General features: G+C 63.7%; 16 protein-coding genes and 1 pseudogene. 7 read left to right on the forward strand and 10 right to left on the reverse strand.

Annotation, left to right across the window (positions count from 1 at the left end; all coding sequences use genetic code 11):
• Positions 1 to 55 precede the first annotated feature (55 nt).
• Positions 56 to 1,081, reverse strand: coding sequence for a metallophosphoesterase (locus QZ634_RS09990; protein ID WP_291987743.1), 1,026 nt, complete (start codon positions 1,079 to 1,081; stop codon positions 56 to 58).
• A 344-nt stretch (positions 1,082 to 1,425) separates the two neighbouring features.
• On the opposite strand from QZ634_RS09990, the gene QZ634_RS09995 reads away from it, so the two are divergent.
• Positions 1,426 to 3,174: a glycosyltransferase gene (locus QZ634_RS09995; RefSeq protein WP_291987745.1), complete on the forward strand. Its 1,749-nt coding sequence runs from the start codon at positions 1,426 to 1,428 to the stop codon at positions 3,172 to 3,174.
• A gap of 358 nt (positions 3,175 to 3,532) precedes the next feature.
• Here QZ634_RS09995 and QZ634_RS10000 read toward each other — a convergent pair whose 3' ends face one another.
• From QZ634_RS10000 to QZ634_RS10030, 7 genes are all read right to left on the reverse strand, one after another.
• Positions 3,533 to 3,889, reverse strand: a complete 357-nt coding sequence (locus tag QZ634_RS10000) for a diacylglycerol kinase (RefSeq protein ID WP_291987747.1) — start codon at positions 3,887 to 3,889, stop codon at positions 3,533 to 3,535.
• Positions 3,886 to 6,036, reverse strand: coding sequence for a bifunctional DedA family/phosphatase PAP2 family protein (locus QZ634_RS10005; RefSeq protein WP_291987749.1), 2,151 nt, complete (start codon positions 6,034 to 6,036; stop codon positions 3,886 to 3,888). The genes QZ634_RS10000 and QZ634_RS10005 overlap by 4 nt, the downstream gene beginning before the upstream one ends.
• Positions 6,037 to 6,045: 9 nt before the next feature.
• On the reverse strand, positions 6,046 to 7,239 hold the full coding sequence (locus tag QZ634_RS10010) for an MFS transporter (RefSeq protein WP_291987750.1): 1,194 nt from the start codon (positions 7,237 to 7,239) through the stop codon (positions 6,046 to 6,048).
• Positions 7,240 to 7,299: 60 nt separating this feature from the next.
• The gene (locus QZ634_RS10015; RefSeq protein WP_291987752.1) at positions 7,300 to 8,679 is read right to left on the reverse strand and encodes an ATP-binding protein; all 1,380 of its coding nucleotides are present in this window, start codon (positions 8,677 to 8,679) and stop codon (positions 7,300 to 7,302) included.
• Positions 8,655 to 9,317, reverse strand: coding sequence for a response regulator transcription factor (locus QZ634_RS10020; protein WP_043566579.1), 663 nt, complete (start codon positions 9,315 to 9,317; stop codon positions 8,655 to 8,657). The genes QZ634_RS10015 and QZ634_RS10020 overlap by 25 nt, the downstream gene beginning before the upstream one ends.
• Before the next feature lie 98 nt (positions 9,318 to 9,415).
• Positions 9,416 to 10,192: a hypothetical protein gene (locus QZ634_RS10025; RefSeq protein ID WP_291987754.1), complete on the reverse strand. Its 777-nt coding sequence runs from the start codon at positions 10,190 to 10,192 to the stop codon at positions 9,416 to 9,418.
• Positions 10,193 to 10,441: 249 nt separating this feature from the next.
• A complete protein-coding gene (locus QZ634_RS10030; RefSeq protein ID WP_291987756.1) occupies positions 10,442 to 10,786 on the reverse strand; it encodes a PepSY domain-containing protein in 345 nt (114 codons plus the stop codon).
• Positions 10,787 to 11,041: 255 nt separating this feature from the next.
• On the opposite strand from QZ634_RS10030, the gene QZ634_RS10035 reads away from it, so the two are divergent.
• The 4 genes and pseudogenes from QZ634_RS10035 to QZ634_RS10045 all read left to right on the forward strand — a co-directional run bounded on the left by QZ634_RS10035 (position 11,042) and on the right by QZ634_RS10045 (position 15,078).
• On the forward strand, positions 11,042 to 13,099 hold the full coding sequence (locus tag QZ634_RS10035; RefSeq protein ID WP_291987758.1) for an NADPH-dependent 2,4-dienoyl-CoA reductase: 2,058 nt from the start codon (positions 11,042 to 11,044) through the stop codon (positions 13,097 to 13,099).
• Between the two features lie 75 nt (positions 13,100 to 13,174).
• A complete protein-coding gene (locus QZ634_RS10040; protein ID WP_291987761.1) occupies positions 13,175 to 13,783 on the forward strand; it encodes a TetR/AcrR family transcriptional regulator in 609 nt (202 codons plus the stop codon).
• Between the two features lie 431 nt (positions 13,784 to 14,214).
• Positions 14,215 to 14,349: pseudogene (locus QZ634_RS21540) on the forward strand (HNH endonuclease); the annotation flags it as partial.
• A 114-nt stretch (positions 14,350 to 14,463) separates the two neighbouring features.
• On the forward strand, positions 14,464 to 15,078 hold the full coding sequence (locus QZ634_RS10045; RefSeq protein ID WP_291987763.1) for a GNAT family N-acetyltransferase: 615 nt from the start codon (positions 14,464 to 14,466) through the stop codon (positions 15,076 to 15,078).
• A 261-nt stretch (positions 15,079 to 15,339) separates the two neighbouring features.
• On the opposite strand, the gene QZ634_RS10050 is transcribed toward QZ634_RS10045, so the two are convergent.
• Positions 15,340 to 15,957: a pyridoxamine 5'-phosphate oxidase family protein gene (locus QZ634_RS10050; protein ID WP_291987765.1), complete on the reverse strand. Its 618-nt coding sequence runs from the start codon at positions 15,955 to 15,957 to the stop codon at positions 15,340 to 15,342.
• 140 nt (positions 15,958 to 16,097) lie between these two features.
• On the opposite strand from QZ634_RS10050, the gene QZ634_RS10055 reads away from it, so the two are divergent.
• Together QZ634_RS10055 and QZ634_RS10060 are read left to right on the forward strand one after the other, a co-directional pair.
• Positions 16,098 to 17,000, forward strand: coding sequence for a LysR family transcriptional regulator (locus tag QZ634_RS10055; RefSeq protein ID WP_291987767.1), 903 nt, complete (start codon positions 16,098 to 16,100; stop codon positions 16,998 to 17,000).
• Positions 16,997 to 18,043, forward strand: coding sequence for a hydroxyacid-oxoacid transhydrogenase (locus tag QZ634_RS10060; RefSeq protein WP_291987769.1), 1,047 nt, complete (start codon positions 16,997 to 16,999; stop codon positions 18,041 to 18,043). The genes QZ634_RS10055 and QZ634_RS10060 overlap by 4 nt, the downstream gene beginning before the upstream one ends.
• 370 nt (positions 18,044 to 18,413) lie before the next feature.
• Here QZ634_RS10060 and QZ634_RS10065 read toward each other — a convergent pair whose 3' ends face one another.
• On the reverse strand, positions 18,414 to 19,667 hold the full coding sequence (locus QZ634_RS10065) for an ISL3 family transposase (RefSeq protein ID WP_291988103.1): 1,254 nt from the start codon (positions 19,665 to 19,667) through the stop codon (positions 18,414 to 18,416).
• Positions 19,668 to 19,704: the final 37 nt, after the last annotated feature.

Raw genomic sequence — 19,704 nt, forward strand, 5'->3', positions numbered from 1 at the left:
TCGAGCCAGCTGCGGTGCCTTGCCAACAGGGTCACGGGCAGCGTCTCGCGGGTTCTCAGTGGCCGTTGCTTCTGGACGCCACCGTGGCTTGCAAACAGGCGGAAGCGGACTTCGTACAGCTTCGCTCAACAGCATACTCGACGGCCATCCGCGCATGGCCATCGTAAAAGTCGACAAGCATCCTCGAAGAATCGACGACGATTTTCGCGAAACCATGTTGCGACCGACTGAACAGCAGGCCCGGTTGTTCCCTTGCGACGTCATAGAGGCTCTGGCCCCCGCCTCCAGAAATGACATAGACCGGTTCGCCATCCCGCACGATGAGCTGCTGGTCGTGATCATGGCCCGCCAGGTACAGGTCGACGTGCAGTTTCTGCAGCACGGGCAACAACGCAGACACCAGCTCCGGTGCTTCGCCGTGTTTGCCGAAGTTGCGAAACGGGTGATGCCCTACGACGATTCGCCATGTCGGCTGCTGCGCCGAGGGCGAAAAGGCCTCCTCCATGAAACGCGCCTGCTTCGCCATTTTTTCCCGTGTCGGGTCGTTGGTATCGATAAAGACGACGCGCAGCAAGGGATGCCCCCTGTCCATGCCGAAATCCTTGCTGTAGGAGTGGCCCGGCATCTGCCAGCGGCCAGACCCGGCGTGCTTTCTGGAGTACTGGATTTGTGCTTCGGCGTTTCCCTCGACATCGTGATTTCCGAGAACGGCGTAGAACGGGATGTTGACCAGCTTGTTCCCGATATAGACGTTTTCAAACTTCCAGTTCCACCGCTTGTCTCGCGTTGAACGAATGCCATGACTGTAGAAATTGTCTCCCAGCAAGGCAACGAAGTCGGGGGCGCCGGCACGCTCCGCGACCTTTTCCATGCCGCGAGCAATCTCCCACTGCTTGAGCCCGCCCGAGCCCTGGTCGCCAAGCGCGAAGAAGGAAATGCGGGAGGCGTCGGCAGCGGGTTCAACGAGTTGCACCCGCGTTGGCGCAGCGAACAGCAGATAGGCAAGCGTGGCCAGCGCTCCGAGCAAGACGACGCCGACAAGCAGCGCCAGGCGAATCCGGATTTCTCTGCTAATCGGCATCGGGGTGTCCTGCAGTATGGCCAGACGAAAAAATGGCGACGAAGACCTGCGCTGCGATCCAGCGCGTGTCACGAAATGCTCAGCCTATCGAGCGCGAATTAGATGGAACTTAGGGCGCGATGTAATCGACAGTCCGTGGCGCTCTCGGCGACCCGCAGGTCGGAACTTCATCCAGCACCGCGGGGGCTCCCGACCAAGGCCACAGCCGGCGATCGAAGGCGTATAAGATCCGGGACGGTCAGTGCCCGCAGACCACCACCGACGATCGGCGCATCCACCCCGCCAAACCTCCTGACAAACCTGAGCAAGGCGAGCCTGGCCCGACAGGCTCGCCGGGACATCCCATGAGCACACCCGCAGCAGGACCTCGACCTGGGCCGTCAGCACCGGCGCCCGCGGCGCCCGAACTGAAGCGGACGAACCACGCTCTGCGACGGGAAACGACGGTCGTTGCCGCCATTGGCTTGCTGCTGTTCACCTTTGGCTTGTGGGGTCAGGAGTTCGTCGGCTTCGAAACGCGCTTCGCCGTTTTCGCCAAGGAAATGCTGCGCCTGGGCGTGTCGATCTTTCCCAGAACCTACGGCGAGCCTTATCCCGACTACCCGGCCACCTCGACACTGCTGATCTGGCTGGGCGCCTTGCCCTTCGGCGAAGTGAACAAAATCACGGCGGTGCTTCCGACGGCGATCGCCAGCGCACTGAATCTGGCGCTGACCTATCGCCTGCTGAGCCACGTCTCGCGCCAGTGGGCTTTCATCGGCGTGTGCTTTTCGCTCCTGACCGCCACCTTTCTGGCCGAAGCACGCTCGATTTCACTGGACCAGATGCTGGCGACAGTCACCCTGGCATGCTTCGTGGTGGTCTATCGCGACGGCCATCGGGGGGGCGGGTCGGCGCGCCCCATGCCCTGGATTCTGGCCCTGCTGCTGGTCGGGTTTTCGCTTCGCGGCCCAATGGGCATCGTCATTCCGGTCGGGGTTGTTTGCAGCTATTACGCGCTGACCAATCAATGGCGTGCCGTATTCAAGGTCGGCCTGCCAGCATTGGCGCTGTTGATCGCCTGCTGGTTCGCGCTGCTCGCTCTCGCCAGAATCGAGGGCGGCGAAAGCTTCGTCAACGATGTCATCCGAATGCAGGTGAGCGGACGCTTGAGTGGCAACGACGACGCCTTGCCGCACTACTACTACCTGGTCAACAGCCTGGCCAACTTCGCGCTCAGCTTCCCGGTGGCGTTGCTGGTCACGGTGAGCGTGCTCACCACTTCACGTCCGTATCTGCAATTCCCCTGGCTGCGAAAAGCGTCCACCTCGGCGTGGGATCCCGCCTTGCGCATGGCCGCATTGATGGCTGCATGGCTGCTCTTGATATTGATCGGCTTGTCGATTCCGGAAACCAAGAAGGCGCGCTACCTGTTGCCGGCCGTGCCGGCAATGGCCGCACTGGCGGCTTACGTGTTCATCGATCAGAGCAACAGGCTGCTGTTGGTCACCTACCAGTTGCTGCAGAAACTGCTGCTGGTGCTGCCAACACTGCTCATCGCGCTGCTTCTTTTTGCGCAGCACTATGCGCGCAAGCACCAGCTGAGCGTAGACATCAACGCGGGCCTGCTCCTGGGTCTACTGGCCAGCGCTCAGTTCGTGTCTTTGCTTGCCCTGCGCCAGACGCAGGCGCCGGCTCGACGCGACAAGATCATCGTCGCCGTCGCCGCCCTTGCTTTCTGGCTGACCAATGTCACTCTGCGCGAACCTGCAGAATTGCAGCTCCACTCGGCGCGCCCCTTTGTCGAAGCCGTCGAGACGCTGCGGCGCGACAAACCCGCGCCGCTGGTACTGTACGGCATCGGCAAGGACAGCCTGGCGATCGTCTATCACGTCAATGTCGCTGGCGACTTTCGACCACAATTCGTCAATCAGGGAGAGCCACTGGCCGCCCTGCACTATCCGCTTTATCTGTTGATCAGCGACAGGGGCCGCCGCGCGCTAGCCAGCCCGAGCAGCGGCGACGAGCAAGCGGAATGGCCGACGCCGGCTTACCGGGGCTACTTCCGCGACGGCGATTACAGCGTCTACTATCTGGACCAGCCGCCACACTAGTGTAGTGTTGCACGCAGGGTGGAACATAGACATCCCAGCCACCACGGGGGTTGCGCGCGGCTGTCGGGCTTGCTGAAAGCCTCGTCGGGAAGGCGGCAACACGCCAGCCCGCTCGTCATTGCGAGGAGGCGCAGCCGACGCGTCAATCCAGTTCCATCCTCTTGCTATCCCGCCGCATCGACCGCGCGAAGCGCAAAACCTCTGGATTGCCGCGTCGGCTTCGCCTCCTCGCAATGACGGTGTGTGGGGCATGGGCGCCGCGGGTGGCGACGACGGACGCTCGGGCATGGGCCCGGCGAATTTCAGCCGCCACCGGGAAGCGAGCGCGGCCAGTCCACCCACACGCGCGCCGCAGAGATCACGCAGCCACGGTGGCGTACAGGGCGAGCATCGCCACGACTGCCGCAGCGAAACTGATCACCACGACCATGCCGGCGAGCATGTCCTTCACCTTGCCGACGACCGGGTGCAATTCGGGATGGAGGTGGTCGGCGAGCGCCTCAACGGCCGAGTTCAGCAGCTCTGCGGCGAGTACGAGCGCGACGCACAGTACGATGAGCGCCCACCACAGGGCGGTGGGTTGAAGCACAGCGAAGGCGAGCAGGGTGACGAGGCCGAGCGCCACGTGGACGCGGAAATTTCGTTCCTCCGTCCACGCGAAGCCGATGCCGGCGAAAGCATTGCGCAGTTTCTTCGTGAAGGACTGGTTTTTCATGGTCCTGGCTCTTGCTCGCCACACAGCCGTGAAAGGTCGCCCCGGTCGCCCGGGTCAAGCAGCCACAGCTGCCCGCGGGTGAAGAAATGGCCGCCCATCAGGTAGCTGCCGATCATCGGCGCGAGCAACGGTCGCCGACAAGCGTCGACGGGCTGTCCCGGGCGCTTGAGCGACTCGACGAAGCCTTCAGCCGCCGCATCCACGTCAGGAGAAATCGTGTGCAACACGCCCCAGCGGGTGCCATCGTACTCGCGCACCACCCCGACGAATAGACGATCCTGGCCAACCCGATAGGGCGTCGTCCAGATGCGAACCGTCGCCACCACTTTTTTCTCGGCCTCTTGAAGCGGTCGTTCGAATGCCAGGTCGTTCATCTGGTCGTTCCAGAAAGCCGGTGCGAGCGGTGCCGTGGCGTAATCCAGGCCTTGCCGGGCAAGGCGCAGCATGTTCTGCGCATCGGCTTTATCGGCGGCCAGCCATCCCGACTGACGCAGGCGAGCGGACAAGGCGTCGGCGTTCGCCTCGACGATGGCAAAGCTCAGCGGTTGTTCGGGCCGGCCAAGCAGGGTGAGCGTGCTGGCAAGCATCTGCGTGCGCAACAGCTCAGCGACCGGGCGATCGAGCTCAACGCTCAACTCGGTCGCGTGCGCAGGCGCCGGCAGCCGGCGGCTAGACGCATAAGCGAGGCACCCGATAGCGGCAACAGCGGCCAGAGCACGAGCCGCTGTCCTTCGCCGCTCCTCACTCGGCGCATGCCAGCTGATTCGGCCGCTGGCAGTCAGAAACTCACTCAGGCTGATGCCGACAATCAGCCACAGGGTTCCGATCAGGTAGCCCGCCCAGACATCGCTCAGATAGTGCACGCCGAGCACGATGCGGCTCAGGCCGAGCAGGACGATCAGGACGCCGGTGGCAAAGAATAGCTTGACCTGCGTCTTCCATGTGGCGCTCGAACGGATCAAGAGATAGCCCAGGAAACCGTAGAGCGCAACGGCTGCGGTGGCGTGCCCGCTCGGGAAGGACCAGGACGATTCGAGCAACAGGGCCTCGACCGGCCGAGGCCGCCGAAAGGCCAGTTTGGCCAGCGCGCTGAACGCCGTTGCGCCAAGGCTGGAGAGCAGCAAGCCCGCAATCGCGTAGTTCAGGTTCGCCAGCCAGAGCACCAGGCACGCGACCGCGAGCAGTGCTCCGACGACCGCTGGCTCGCCGAGGCTGGTAATCCACAGCGCCGGGGAAACGACTGCTGGCGTGCGAAACGCGGCGATCAGCTGGGCGGCGGCATGGTCGAGCGCAACGATCGGGTCGGAGGTGACGACATCCTCGACAACGCCCGCGAACAAGGCCAGGGCAAAGGCGAATGCCAGCATCAGAAGCGTCAGTGGCAGGCCTTTGAAATGGGCGCGATCGACACGCTCGGCGAGAAAGCGGACGCCGTCTGGATGGCGGCGCGCCATTCGGCGCAGATAGCGATTACGACCCAGGCCAGCCTTGATCGAGCGTCCGAGCGAAACCGCCACCTGCAGCACCGCGCCCCCATGGCGCACGACGAAGCGCTGCAAGAGCCACAGCAGCACCCAGACCAGCAACACGACGACCAGCGCCATCCCCGCGCGTGACATCCACGCCTGCGCCAGATTGAGCGACTGCCCGAACAGGTAGCCACCACCGACCCACTGCAGGCCCCAGCCGATCGCACCCAGGATATTCCAGAGCATGAACGTATAGCGCGGCATGCCGACAGTGCCGGCCACGAAGGGTGCGATTTCCTTGACGCTCGGGATGAAGCGCGCCAGAAAGACGCTCTTTGCGCCATGCCGATCGAAGAAGCTGCGTGCCTTACCGAAATGATCTGGCGTCAGGAACCACACGCCGTCACGCACCCACCTGTTGCCGTAGCGTTGGCCCAACCAGTAATTGAAATTATCGCCAAGGACGGCGCCGGCGACCGCAAACCACAGCAGGTCGACGAAATCGAGATGGCCGCTGGCCGACAGGGCGCCAAGCATGAGCAAGAGAGTCGAACCGGGCAGGAGGAGACCCACCACGAATGCCGTTTCGAGCAAGGCGGTAAAGAAGGCCAGCCAGTAGCCGAGCAGATGGAAGTGCTCAATGGACGGCAGGATAGAAGCGAAGAGTCTCTCGATCATGGAAGCACGCTAAGCCTTGCGCATGCGCATGGCTGGCTGCCAGGCCAGGCCCAGGAGTGCAATGGCGGAGAAAATCGCGCCGGCATAGAAAGCAAATGACGCGCCGAACCGATCCCACAGCAGCCCCGCCAACACACTGGCCAGCAGCATCGCCAGTCCGCTCACCAAACTGAAGAACCCGAACGCAGTGCCGCGCAGGTCGGCCGGAGCGGTGTCGGCCACCATCGTCGCCAGCAAGCCTTGAGTGATGCCCATGTGGATGCCCCAGAGGGCGACGCCGGCAAGCACGACAGCCCAGTGGACACCGCTGGCCAGGACCAGATCGGCGGCAATCAGGACGACCAGTCCAAGTGCCAGCAAGTTCTTGTGGCTCACCCGATCGGCGAGCCTGCCAAACGGGTAGGCGGACGCGGCATAGACCACATTCATCGCCACCATGAGCAACGGCACCAGGGCCAGCGGTATGCCGCCTTGCTGCGCACGCAGAACGAGAAACGCCTCGCTGAAACGAGCCATGGTGAACACGGCGCCGATGCTCACGACCCACCAATACGAGGCACCCAGGCGTTTCAGGTTCTCTCGCCGGATCGGATTGCTGCGCTTCGCCGTCTGCTGGCGTTCAGGTTCGCGCAGGCCGAAGAACAATAGTGCGACCGCCATCAACCCCGGAATCACCGCCACCCAGAACACCGCACGGAAATCGTTGGCCCAGATCAACATCAGACCCACCGCGATCAGGGGGCCAAGAAATGCGCCCACGGTGTCGAGCGACTGACGCAGGCCGAACGCCGCACCGCGCAAATGCGCTGGCGCGATATCTGCCACAAGGGCATCGCGCGGCGCCCCTCGGATGCCCTTGCCAGCGCGATCGAGCAAACGCGCTGTGAGCACGAGGCCGGTCGACGAAGCGACGGCGAACAGCGGCTTGGTCAGCGCCCCGAGCGCGTAGCCGAAGACTGCCAGGCCCTTGCGTTGGCCAAGATAGTCGCTCAGTGCGCCCGAGAAAATCTTGATGATCAGCGCCGTAGCCTCGGCCAAACCTTCAATCAGGCCGACCACGAAGGCGCTCGCCCCCAGGCTTGTGACCATGAATAGCGGCAGCAGGCTGTGGATCATTTCCGAAGAAATATCCATCAACATGCTGACGAAGCCGAGCACCCATATGCCGCGCGGAATTCGCCGTGACGACGGTTCGGCGGTCATGTCTTTCCCGCCAAGGCCAGGATCGCAATGGCCGGCCACGCCGTCCGACCTCGGCCTCGCTTAACGCTGAGCAATCGTGCCGGCATTTCGCCCCGACCCGCTGAAGGTGACCGTAACGCGCAATCCACGCGACTCGGCGACGTCCGTGTAGTCCAGCGCCACCGAAGCAGCGCAGCGATCGGTGATCGCCTTGACGATGGCGAGTCCGAGTCCCGAGCCGGCTTCGTCATTTCCCAACACGCGGTGGAATGGCTCGAACACCAGCGCCCGCTCGCTCGGAGCGATTCCGGGCCCATTGTCGCTGACCTGTACGACAACCGCGTCGTCTTCGACACCAACCGAAAGATCGATCCGGCCACCCTCCGGGGTGTACTTGATTGCGTTGTCCACGAGATTCCGCAGCAAGGTCATCAGATCGATTTCCGCGATAACGATGCTTGCATCCTGTTCGCTGCTGACCCCAATGTCGATCGATTTTGCCGCAGCCTGCGGATGCAGATCTTCGAGTACCTGGCGAAAGATCTGCTGGAGCGACACTGGCGAGGCCGCCATGACCGACGGCTCCTGGACCCGGGTCAAGGTCAACAGTTGATCGAGCAACAGGCGCGCGCGGCGAATCCCCTGCCGCAGCGATGCCATGCGATCACCTGCGACGCTGGACATTTCCTTGTCGGCCAGTCGCTCGGCTTGTAGCGACAGTGCGGTGAGCGGTGAGCGCAATTCATGTGAGGCGTCGGCGACAAAGCGGCGCTGTTGACTGACTGACTGCTCGACTCGCGAGAACAAGCGGTTGATTGCTGCCACGAAGGGGCGGATTTCGGTCGGCAGACCAGTGGCGCTGAGCGTACCGAGATCCTGTTCGCGCCTTACGTCGAGATCGGTGGCGAGGCGGTTCAGTGGTTTCAGCATTCGGCGGATGACGTCGCGCAGAACCAATAACAAGATGGGAATGAGAATGATGAACGGCATCAAACTGCGTAAAGCGCCGTCGCGGGCGATTTCGTCGCGCACCGCCGTTTGTTGCCCGACGACGAAGCGTGTGTCGGCGGCCAGTGTGGTGACAAAAAGCCGCCAGGATTCACTCCCAACGATCACGGTCTGAAGACCGTCTGGCAAATCGGCGGAGAGCAACAGTGGCGTTGCTGACGAGCGCGCCGCTTCCCCGCCCGCGTTGGGCAGCATCTGCACCACCACGCGCGACTCCGGATCCGAGTCAAGGTCGGGCAAACCTGTGGCCGCGTTGCCAACCGGAAGGTGGTTGCGGTCGATGAGGGCGCCGATCTGCCGCAGCGTGTCGTCCTGCAGTTCGTTCGCTTCTTCGAACGCAGTGACGAACGAGAACACCCCAGCGACCATCGCCACCCCCAGCAACAGCGCACTGACCGACGCCGAAAGCCTGAACTCCAGCGATTGCCTCAATGGTGCTTGGGGACCAGCCATCCCAGGCCTCGCACGTTCTTGATGGCATCGTTGCCGAGTTTCTTGCGCAGCGAGTGGATGATGAACTCGACGGCGTTGCTTTCCACCTCGCTTCCCCAGCCATACATGCGATCCTCCAATTCGCTTCGCGACAGGATCGCCCCGGGCCGGATCATCAGGGCGTGCAGAAGGGCGAATTCGCGCCCCGACAAGGGCACCGTCCTGCCGTCGACAGACACCGCTTTTGCCGCCACATCCAGTGATAGCGTGCCGTTGCACAGCAGAGGGCCGGCAACACCCCCTTTGCGACGGACCACCGCGCGCATGCGCGCCAACAACTCGGCCATTTCGAAAGGCTTCAATACGTAGTCGTCGGCACCGAGATCGAGGCCCTGAATACGGCTCTCAACAGCGTCGCGCGCCGTGATGACGAGCACCGGCACCGCATCGTTGCGAGCGCGAACGATGTGCAACACCTGCAGGCCATCCTTCTTCGGCAGCCCAAGATCGAGCAGTACGATGTCGTAGTGATGGATTTCGCAGGCGTCAATGGCCATCTGTCCGTCGCGCACCCAATCGACGGCATAGGCAGCGTCCAGCAACGCCGCTTGCACGGCTTCGCCGATCATCCGGTCGTCTTCGACAAGTAGAACTCGCATCGAACCCCCTGCGTGAAACGTTTCAGCGCGCACCCGGTCGCCGGACAAAGGCCATCATGCCAGAAGGCCAGCATCGCAGCGACTGTCGCGCGCCTTGATCAGATCCGCTCGGCCAGACGACGATCGGTCGCTGTCAGGTAGGCAACCAGACCCAGGATCGTCAGCAGGAAAACGGCACTGGTGACCACGCTTCCCAGGCCGAGTCCGCCGTTGGCGACCGGTTGTGAGAGCAGGTCGCCGCAGGAGGCGCCGAACGGACGGGTCAGCACATAGGCGATCCAGAACGCCAGCACCGCGTTCAGGTTGAATAGGTAATAGGCGATGGTCACCGCGCCAATCATTGCGCCAAACATCAGAGCCGAGTAGGCGTAACCCAGTTGCAGGCCTTCCCCGGCAAGGTCACCGGCGGCGGTGCCAAGCGCGAAAGTGAACAGGATGGCGGCCCAATAGAACAATTCGCGCCGGGTCGTGAAAATGGTGTGGATCGAGAGCGTTCTTTCGCTCGCGTACCAGAGCCCGAAGGCGGCCAACAGGGCGACGCTGAAGACGGCGGTGGTGGTCTGCAGGGAGACGCCGAAATTATCGACCAGATTATCGGTGACGAGGGTACCGAAAACACTGATCAGTACGACGGCAAGCCAGTAGATCCTGGGAACGTACCGTTTTACTTTGATCTGCGCCAACAGCGCCACAAGTAACAGTCCGCCCATGACCAGTGAGGTCCCGGTGAGGCCAAAATCGAGATTCACATTGAGAAAGTCAGCGGCTGTTTCGCCGACCGTGGTGGCCATGATCTTGATGATCCAGAAGAAGAGCGTGACTTCCGGAACCTTGTTGAGCATGCGCTGGCTATCGTCACGTGACAGGGTATTCATGATGTCCTCCCGCAGGCAGTGGTGGAAAAGGTATAGCCGGAGTTTGGCCGCGCAGTCTTGGCCGTGGCATAGGGTGTCTTCATTCGGTAACCCAGCGACGTCGAATCAGTGGGCCGAAAAGGCGTCGGCAAGCCATCAACGTCCACGGAAGGACCGGCTCGACCAGCCAGTGCGTTTCGCGCCGGCACAGCCAGGCGCTGAACGCTGCCGCCGCACCGGCAGATGGGGGCGCGGTGGAAAGCAGCGCCATCAATCCTTTTCGTCGTGATCTTCGTCGCGACCCTCGTGGCGGTCAGCCTTGTCCTCGGCTGACGACAGGATGGTGCCCTTGTCCGCATCGACCTTGACGTCGAACACCTGGGCCCCGGCGACGACCTCGACTTCATAGATCGCCCCCTGTTTGGTGTGCTCGAACTCGGCCTGGCTCGCCTTGCCGTTGTGCTGCTTCTCGGCGATGCTGATTGCTTGAGCGATGGGGATTTTTGCCTGATTGATCGCCAGGGCGTCGTTTTCAGTGGATCTCGCGGCGTAAGCGGCGCCGCCAAGGGTGGCGATCGCCGTGGCGAGGATCGCAAGTTTGGTGGTCTTGTTCATGTTCGTACTCCTTTTGTATTCACGCAGAAAGTTGCGTGATTCAAAGAGTACGCAGCCAGACTTAGCGGGTACTGAGCAAACGCTGCGCGCGAGACGACGTATCAACGCACGACCCGGACTCGGGCGATGCCAGCGGAAACCGGTACTGCGAGAGCCCCACCTTCGCTCCTTGCTTGCAAACTGCCATCTTTTGCGTAAAGATAACCAAGCGCTTGCTTGCTTAAACATTGATCGCCCTTTTCCGGACACCCCCATATGAACGAGAGCACCGGCACGAAGCTGCCCCCGACACAACCCGCCCCCTACCCGCATCTGCTGGCACCGCTGGATCTGGGCTTCACGACGCTCGGCAACCGCGTGCTGATGGGCTCGATGCACACCGGGCTCGAGGAAAAGAAGAACGGCTTCGAGCGCATGGCGGCCTTTTACGCCGAGCGCGCCCGCGGCGGCGTCGGGCTGATCGTCACCGGCGGCTTCTCGCCCAACCTCGCCGGGCGGGTCTACCACTTCGGTTCGCAACTCAGCTTTTCCTGGCAGGTGCGCAAGCACCGCCTGATCACCGAGGCCGTGCATGCCGCCGGTGGCAGGATCGCGCTACAGATCCTCCACACCGGCCGCTATGCCTATCACCCGCTGAACGTCGCGCCGTCGAAGCTGCGTGCGCCAATCAACCGTTTTACGCCACGCGCGCTGAGCGAGTGGGGAATTCGCAAGACGATCGGTGACTACGTGCGCTGCGCGCAACTGGCGCAGAAAGCCGGTTACGACGGCGTCGAGATCATGGGCTCCGAGGGCTACCTGATCAACCAGTTCATCGCCCGGCAGACGAACCGGCGTGACGACCAGTGGGGCGGCTCCTTCGAAAACCGCATCCGTTTCGCGGTCGAGACGGTGCGCGCGACACGCGAGAAAGTCGGCCCGAACTTCATCATCATTTTCCGCCTGTCGATGCTGGACCTGGTCGAAGGCGGCAGCAGCTGGGAGGAAGTGGTGCAGCTCGCCAAGGCCATCGAAGCCGCCGGCGCGACGCTGATCAATACCGGCATCGGCTGGCACGAGGCGCGCATCCCGACCATTGCCACGATGGTCCCGCGCGCCGCTTTCGCCTGGGTGACCAAGCGTTTGAAGGGCGCGGTGAACATTCCCCTGATCACCACCAACCGCATCAATACGCCCGAGGTCGCCGAGGAGGTGCTGGCCTCGGGCTGCGCGGACATGGTCTCGATGGCCCGCCCCTTCCTCGCCGACGCCGACTTCGTGAACAAGGCGGCAGCCAACCGGGGCGACGAGATCAACACCTGCATCGCCTGCAACCAGGCGTGCCTGGACCATATCTTCAACGGCAAGTTGAGCAGCTGCCTGGTCAACCCGCGCGCCTGCCACGAAACCGAGCTGAGCATCGAAAAAGCGGCTGCGCGCAGGAAGGTTGCCGTCGTCGGCGCCGGGCCAGCCGGCATGGCCTGCGCCACCACCGCCGCCGAACGCGGCCACGCGGTGACGCTGTTCGACGCCGCCGAACAGATTGGTGGCCAGTTCAACCTCGCCAGGCGCATCCCCGGCAAGGAGGATTTCGCCGAGACGCTACGTTACTTCGGCCGGCGCATCGAAACCAGCGGCGTCACCCTGCAGTTGAACCAGCGCGTCGATGCCGAACTGCTCAAGGCCGGCGGCTTCGACCACGTCGTGCTGGCCACCGGCATCACCCCGCGCCAGCCGCCGATCGCCGGGATCGACAGCGACAAGGTGGCCAGCTACGTCGACATCGTCGAAGGCCGCAAGGTCGCCGGAAAGCGCGTGGCGATCATCGGCGCCGGCGGCATCGGCTTCGACATCGGCGAGTTCCTGACGCACGCGCATGACGACAGGAGCGAGGCCGAACGCTTCAACGACGAATGGGGAATCGACCCGAGCTACGCGCACCGTGGTGGCCTCAAGCCGCCGCTCGACGAGCCCGCACCACGGCAGGTCTTTCTGCTCCAGCGCAAGTCCTCGAAAGTCGGTGACGGCCTGGCCAAGACCACCGGCTGGATTCGCCGCACCCTGCTCAAGAAGCGCGGCGTCCAGATGATCGGCGGCGTGAACTACGAGCGCATCGACGACGCCGGCCTGCACATCACCGTCGACGGCCAGGCCAGGACGCTGGCGGTCGACACCGTCGTCGTCTGCGCCGGCCAGGAATCGCGCCGCGAACTGCTCGCCCCGCTGCAGGCCGCCGGCATCCCGGTGACGCTGATCGGCGGCGCCGACGTCGCCACCGAACTCGACGCCAAACGCGCCATCGACCAGGGGACGCGGGTCGCGGCAGCGCTGTGACGATCACCCGCCTGCGCAGCCATCGACCGCGCGCCACGCCGCGCGCGCCGTACGCCCTCGGCCCGGCTTGATACGATGCCGAGACGAAAGGCAGAAGCCGGGCTCGAGCCCAATCGCCGCGCCGAGTTGCTGCGCGCCGCGGCACGACTGTTCGTTGAAAAGGGCTTCGACGCCACCACCACGCGCGACATCGCCGACGCCGTCGGCATGCGCTCGGGAAGCCCCTTCTATCACTTTCGCAGCAAACAGGAATTGCTCAAGACGGCCATGGTCGAGGGCCTCGACGCGGGCTACGCGCGCCTGCTCGCCGCCATCGACGGCGTCAGCGAACCCGAGCAGCGGCTGCGCATACTGGTCCGCACCCACCTCGGCACCCTGCTCGAAGGCGAGTGCCCGGCGCCGATGCTACTCGGCGAAACGCGCGCCCTCGACGCCGCCGCGCACGCCGAAATCGCCGCCGCCTTCGACCGCTACCAGGCGCCGTGGCAAGCGACGCTCGACGAACTGGCGCAAGCCGGCAAGATCCCGTCCGCCGCGTCGCCGGTACGGCTGCTGCTGTTCGGCATGCTCAACTGGTCAAAGCACTGGTATCGTGCCGACGGCAGGCTTTCGCTCGATGAACTCGCCGACAGCGCGGTGGCGCTGCTGCTCGGCGCATCGCCTGGCGACAGCGGCGAGCTCTGACACACCAGCAAAGCAGCGCCCGACAAATCCGCGCTCCCACCCAAAGAACGACGCGCCCGCCCCTGTAGGAGCCCGATTCATCGGGCGATAAAAGCTCCTCGTTCGCACACCACGCCGATAGGCGACGATGTCGATGTCGATGTCGATGTCGTGCGAAACGCTTCGGAACATGAAGACATCAGCCGACGCGTCATTGCGAGGAGGCGCAGCCGACGTGGCAATCCAGAGATTTGCCGCTGCGCATTGGCGATGCGGCGGAAAGGCAGTGAGAGAATGGCACTGGATTGCCGCGTCGGCTGCGCCTCCTCGCAATGACGGTGGGTGCGGGAGGGGCGCCGGATTACCCGCTGTCTTCACGCTTTCTTGAAGTCTCGTCAAGAAGGCAACACTACGCTAGCATCGGCCCCTGGGCTGACGATGATCGCCTGAAAATGCTGCTCCCGCAGGCTTGCTGTTACTGTGGAAGACGTGATTCTCTTTCGGTAGACCAGCTCATACCAACGAAACGAGGTGGTGCGAATAGCGGTGACAACCTCGTCTGGGCCTGTCGTTTATGCAACAGTTCGAAGGGCGCCCGTGACGTGACAACACCGCGCCGCGCACCTGTGGCGTCGTGGCTGGGCGAAAGCCGATGCAGAACTCGGACTTGCATATTTGTGGGCAACGAGGAGGTTCACCCGATGGACGCGACGAATGCGGAGCGAAACGTACTGGCAGAGGAATCCGGGACGCACGCGGCGTCGAACTTCGATCTCCAGCCGACGCTCAGCGGCGAAACGATTTCGCTGCGCCCGGTGCATGCCGACGATTTCGAGGCGCTTTACGCGGCCGCTTCCGACCCCCTGATCTGGGAGCAGCATCCGGAGCCCTTGCGCTATCAGCGAGCCGTCTTTGCGGGCTTTTTTGCCAGCGCCCTGGCGTCTGGCGGCGCGCTGGTGGTCATCGACAAGCCCTCGGGCACGGTGATCGGTTCGTCGCGCTACTACGACTGGAATCCTGACACCACGGAGGTCGCCATCGGCTATACCTTCCTGGCCCGCAGCCATTGGGGTGGCAGCGCGAACCGGGAAATGAAGCAGCTTATGCTCGGCCACGCCTTCCTGTTCGCGAAAGTCGTCTGGTTCCACGTCGGCACGAACAACTGGCGTTCACGGCGGGCAATGGAAAAGATAGGCGGCAAGCTGTCACATGAGGCAAGCGTCGAGTCGAACGGCATCGCGCACGACTACGCCTTCTACAGGATCGACGCGCCAAGCCCGCGTCATCGGAAAGATGAGAACCGTCGCTGTCACTGAAGCCGGGCCTGGTTCAGGCGCAGCCAAGGGCATCGCGATGCCGCTCGCCGGCACGTCATTGCGAGGAAGCGGAGCCGACGCGGCAATCCAGAGGTTTGGCTCCTTGCGTTGTCGATGCGGAGGCGGAAAGAGAATCAGAAGATGGAGCTGGATTGCCGCGTCGGCTTCGCCTCCTCGCAATGACAACCTGGCTGCCTGATGGCGTCGGGTGTGGCGACCGGAAACCCTCACTGAGCGTGCAGCCACAGCCGCGCAGCACCGCTATCTCATAGGCTTCGCGTCGCGCGCGAGCGCTTGCTGCAGTCGCGCGATCTCGGCATGCAGCACTTGCGTGCGCTGGCCGATCTCCGTTTCGGTGAAGCGCGGCGTGATGTGCTGCGGGCAGTTCCAATCGAAGGCCTCGACGCTGATCACCACCGCGCGCTCGCTACGCGCGCGATAGTTGCCATCCTCCAGGCGCGCGATCAGCGGCGCATCGTCAGCCGCGTCCACCAGCCGTGCGCGCCCCCATATCTTCAGGCGGCGCCGCTGCGCATAGTCCATCAGAATCAGGGAGACGCGACCGTCGGCTTCGATGTTGCCCGCGCTGATGTATTGCACGTTGCCGCGAAAATCGGCGTAGCCGATCGTGCGCTGGTCGAGCACGCGCAGGAAGCCGGCCGGCCCGCCGCGAAATTGCACGTAGGGCCAACCGTTGTCGCCCACACTGGCCTGGTAGAAGCCATCGCGCGCGGCGATGAATTCGGCCTCGGTCGGGCCAAGCGTGTCGCCACGGTAGTCAACATGGTCCAGACGGGCGTAGTTTTCCCGGCTGCCCATGCGGGTCTGGAAGGCGCGCACGCCGGGGGTGAAAGCGATTTCGCTGAAGGCACGAGCCATGATGAATTTCCCTTCTCGATGGGTTGGGGTTCGGGTGTCGCAGCAGGGGCGACGATTGCTATCTTGATCGCTTCGCAGGCACCGATAAATGGCGAGAACGGGATTTGATTGCTGCAGATTGCGCAGTAATATCCGACGTCATGGACATGCTCTCCGCGCTGCGCGCGTTTGTGAAGATCGTCGATTCCGGCAGCCTGACAGCGGCGGCGGAGGCGCTCGCGGTCTCGCAGCCGTCGATGGTGCGCACCCTGGCAGCGCTCGAACGCGAAGTCGGGGTGAGGCTCTTGAACCGCAGCACGCGACGCATGGCCCTGACCGACGAAGGCCGCGAATACTGCGCGCGTTGCCGTGTCATCCTGGCGGCAGTCGACGAAGCGCAGGCGAGTCTGAGCGCACGCCGGATCGAGCCGCGCGGGAATCTGCGAATCACCGCGTCGGTGCCCTTCGGCCGCCAGTTCGTGGCGCCGCTGGTCATCGACTTCCTCGCCGAGCACCCGCAGATGCACGTCGAACTGTTGTTGCTCGACCGCCTGACCGATCTGCTTGAGGAAGGGATCGATCTCGCGGTGCGGCTGGCGCCACTGCCCGATTCGTCGATGGTCGGCGTGCCGATCGGGGACACCCGCCGCCTGATCGTCGGCAGCCCGGCCCTGCTCGCGCGCCGCGGCGCGCCGAGCACCCCTGGCGATCTGGCCGGCGAGCCCTGCGTCAGTTTCACGGGCCTGGTGTCACCCGCCGAGTGGGAGATCCGCGAGCGCGACAAGGCGCTGCGGGTAACCGTGAACAGCGTGCTGGCCACCAACCAGATCGATGCCGCCGTGCAGGCCTGTGTGCTGGGGCTGGGCTGGGGACAGTTCTTTGATTACCACGTGCGCGAGGAACTGCGCGCCGGCACGCTGATCGAGGTCCTGGCCAGCCACCATGCCGCGCGAACACCCGCCCACATCGTCTATCCGCAAGCCCGGCTACTCTCGCCGAACGTGCGCGCATTCATCGATTTCGCTGCACCGAGGTTGCGGCGGGGGCTTGGCGATCCAGGTTGATCCGCTGCCCCGCGAAAGCGGGACGGCGCAAGGCAGTTGCAGCGGTATGGCGTTGCGGGGGCGGATCGGTCATCGACACCTGCAAGGCCGCCAACCTCTACGCCACCTACCCGGCCGATTTTCTCGACTACGTGAATGCCCCCATCGGCAAGGGGCGGCCGATACCCGGCCCGCTCAAGGCGCATATCGCCTGCCCCACAACCTGCGGCACCGGTTCCGAGTGCACCGGCATCACGATCTTTGACCTGCTCGCCCAACACGTGAAAACGGGCATCGCGTCGAAGCGCCTCAGGCCGTCGTTGGCGCTGATCGATCCCGCGACCACCTACACCCTGCCCAGGAACGTCGTCGCCGCCAGCGGCTTCGACGTGCTCTCGCACGCGCTGGAGTCCTACACGGCGAAACCCTACACTCGGCGCGCCGCGTCGCCCACACCCTCCCTGCGACCGATGAGCCAGGGCGCCGATCCCTGGAGCGACGTCGGTTGCGAAGCGGCGCTGAAACTTGCCGGTCAGTACCTGCAGCGCGCAGTGAATGACGCCAGCGATACCGAAGCACGCGACAGGATGATGTATGCCGCCATGCTTGCCGGAATCGCCTTCGGCAACTCCGGCGTGCACCTGCCACATGGCATGGCCTATTCTGTGGCCGGGCTGGTTCGCGACTATCGCGCCGCGGGTTATCCGCAGGACGAGCCGATGGTGCCGCACGGCATGAGCGTCATCGTCAATGCGCCCTCGGTGTTCCGGTTCACGGCGAGCGCCTGCCCGCAACGCCATCTCCACGGAGCGCACTGCCTCGGAGCAGAGGTAAAGGGGGCCACCGACGAAGACGCGGCAGAAATCCTCGCCGGCCAGTTGATCAAGATGATGAAGGCTACCGGCATTCCCAACGGCATCGGCGGGGTGGGTTACGGCGAAGCCGACGTCGAGGCGCTGACCCGGGGTGCCTGGGCGCAACAGCGCCTGCTGACCAACGCGCCGCGCGAAATCCTTCAGGACGACCTGCGCCATCTTTACCGCGGCGGGATGAGTTACTGGTAGATTGGGCAGCTCGCGCACCGTGCTTGCACTCGGCAGCAGGCGGCGTGGTGAATCGAACTGGTGTTGACAAGGGACCCTTGGGCGTTGGCAGATGCATTCCAGTGACTACCTACGGAAGATTCAGGCAACCGCTGCTGCCGGCCATGGCGAGATCGCGGCAATTCACGCATGAAAGCCGACACTCCAAGTTTAAGCATAAAATCGAGGCTCTCATTTCAGCGTCGTAGAGCCTCTCGATTTCATTTCGCAGCAGACCCCAATCGCCGCAACAAGATCGCGTACACGCGCGAAGGGAAAGCTGCCGAGAAGTGCAGAAAAGTTTCGCTTTCGGCGGTCGAACGCTTCCCCGCGGGACCGCTCTTGGCAGGGTTTAGGTCGTTTCGTGTGGAACGGGCAAGAATGGGGCGAAGGGCGAGGCGGGCAAATGAGTGAGCTTTCCAGCGATGAGGTAGGCCATGGCGATGAAGTTTTCGACGCGGCGATAGCCACGTGCCCTTGCGCGCGCCTCCTGGAGCGCTCGATTCATCGCTTCGACCCGGCCATTGTGCTTGCCGGGGTGAAAACCGTTGAGGACGCCAGGAAGATGCTTGCTGATGGTCCGGCCGAGGCGCTTGAAGGGTTCGAGTCGGCAGCGGCTGGCCCAACTGAGCCAGCGCTTGAGCAGGGGGTTGGCTTCGTCAGGTGTCGTGGCGGTGGCGTAGATGGAGCGCAGCGCCTGCTTGATCCGCCAGGCCCGTGCGGTCTTGAGGTTCGAGCGCTGCAACCAGTACATGGTGTCGGTTTGCTTGACGGTCCAGTCGGCGGGTTTCTTGTGCAGGCCCCAGCGGGTGCCTTTGAGTTCGGGCGCGGTCTTGACCTCGGCGCGTCGCACCTCGTCCAGCGCCGTGCTGCTCAGAGCAACGACGTGAAAGCGATCAAAGCAGACCTCGGCTGCTGGAAAGTGCTCGGCGGCGCCGGCCTGAAACGAGCCGCTCATGTCCATGCTGACATGGGTGATCGCGGTGGGCTGGCCGCCATGCGCCCTGAGGTCGCTGGCGAACTTCCCGAGCGTGGCCTTGTCCCGGCCCGGCGTCGCAAACAGCAGACGCTGTGCGTCGAGGTCATAAAAAACAGAGAGGTACGTCTGGCCGCGCTTGCTCGCGGTCTCATCGACGCCGATCGCGCGAACCCTGGCATGACTTTCCCGGGCGCGCGCCCGGCCCACATGATGATTGATCACGCGCCACAGTCGGCGACTGCGGACACGCAGCAGTCGGCCGGCCGCCAGGACCGACATGGTCGGCGCCAGCATCAGCGTCAACGCCTCGAACAGCAGGGTGAAGCCACTGCCTTCACGCGCCCAGGGTACGGCGATCTGCGTCACCTTGCCGCAACCGGCACAGGCCACTCGCGGCACCTCGGCATGCAGGTGGGCCTCGTATTGGAAGAAATCCAGATGGCGCCAAGAGCGCGCCAAGCGGTCGTGCAGCGGCTGCGCCGCTGCACCGCAAGCTGGGCAAGCGTGAATGGCGGCGCCAAATCCGACCTGGAAATCGATCCGCGCGTTCTCTGGCTTGAAGATGACTTCATCGACCTGCCAAGGAGCAACGAGGCCCAGAGCCTGGGTGAACAGCGTTTCAATCATGAGGAACCGGTCGCGAGAGGAAAGGCCGCCATTGTCC

Source organism: Candidatus Accumulibacter sp. ACC007 (assembly GCF_907163205.1).
Lineage (GTDB): Bacteria > Pseudomonadota > Gammaproteobacteria > Burkholderiales > Rhodocyclaceae > Accumulibacter > Accumulibacter regalis.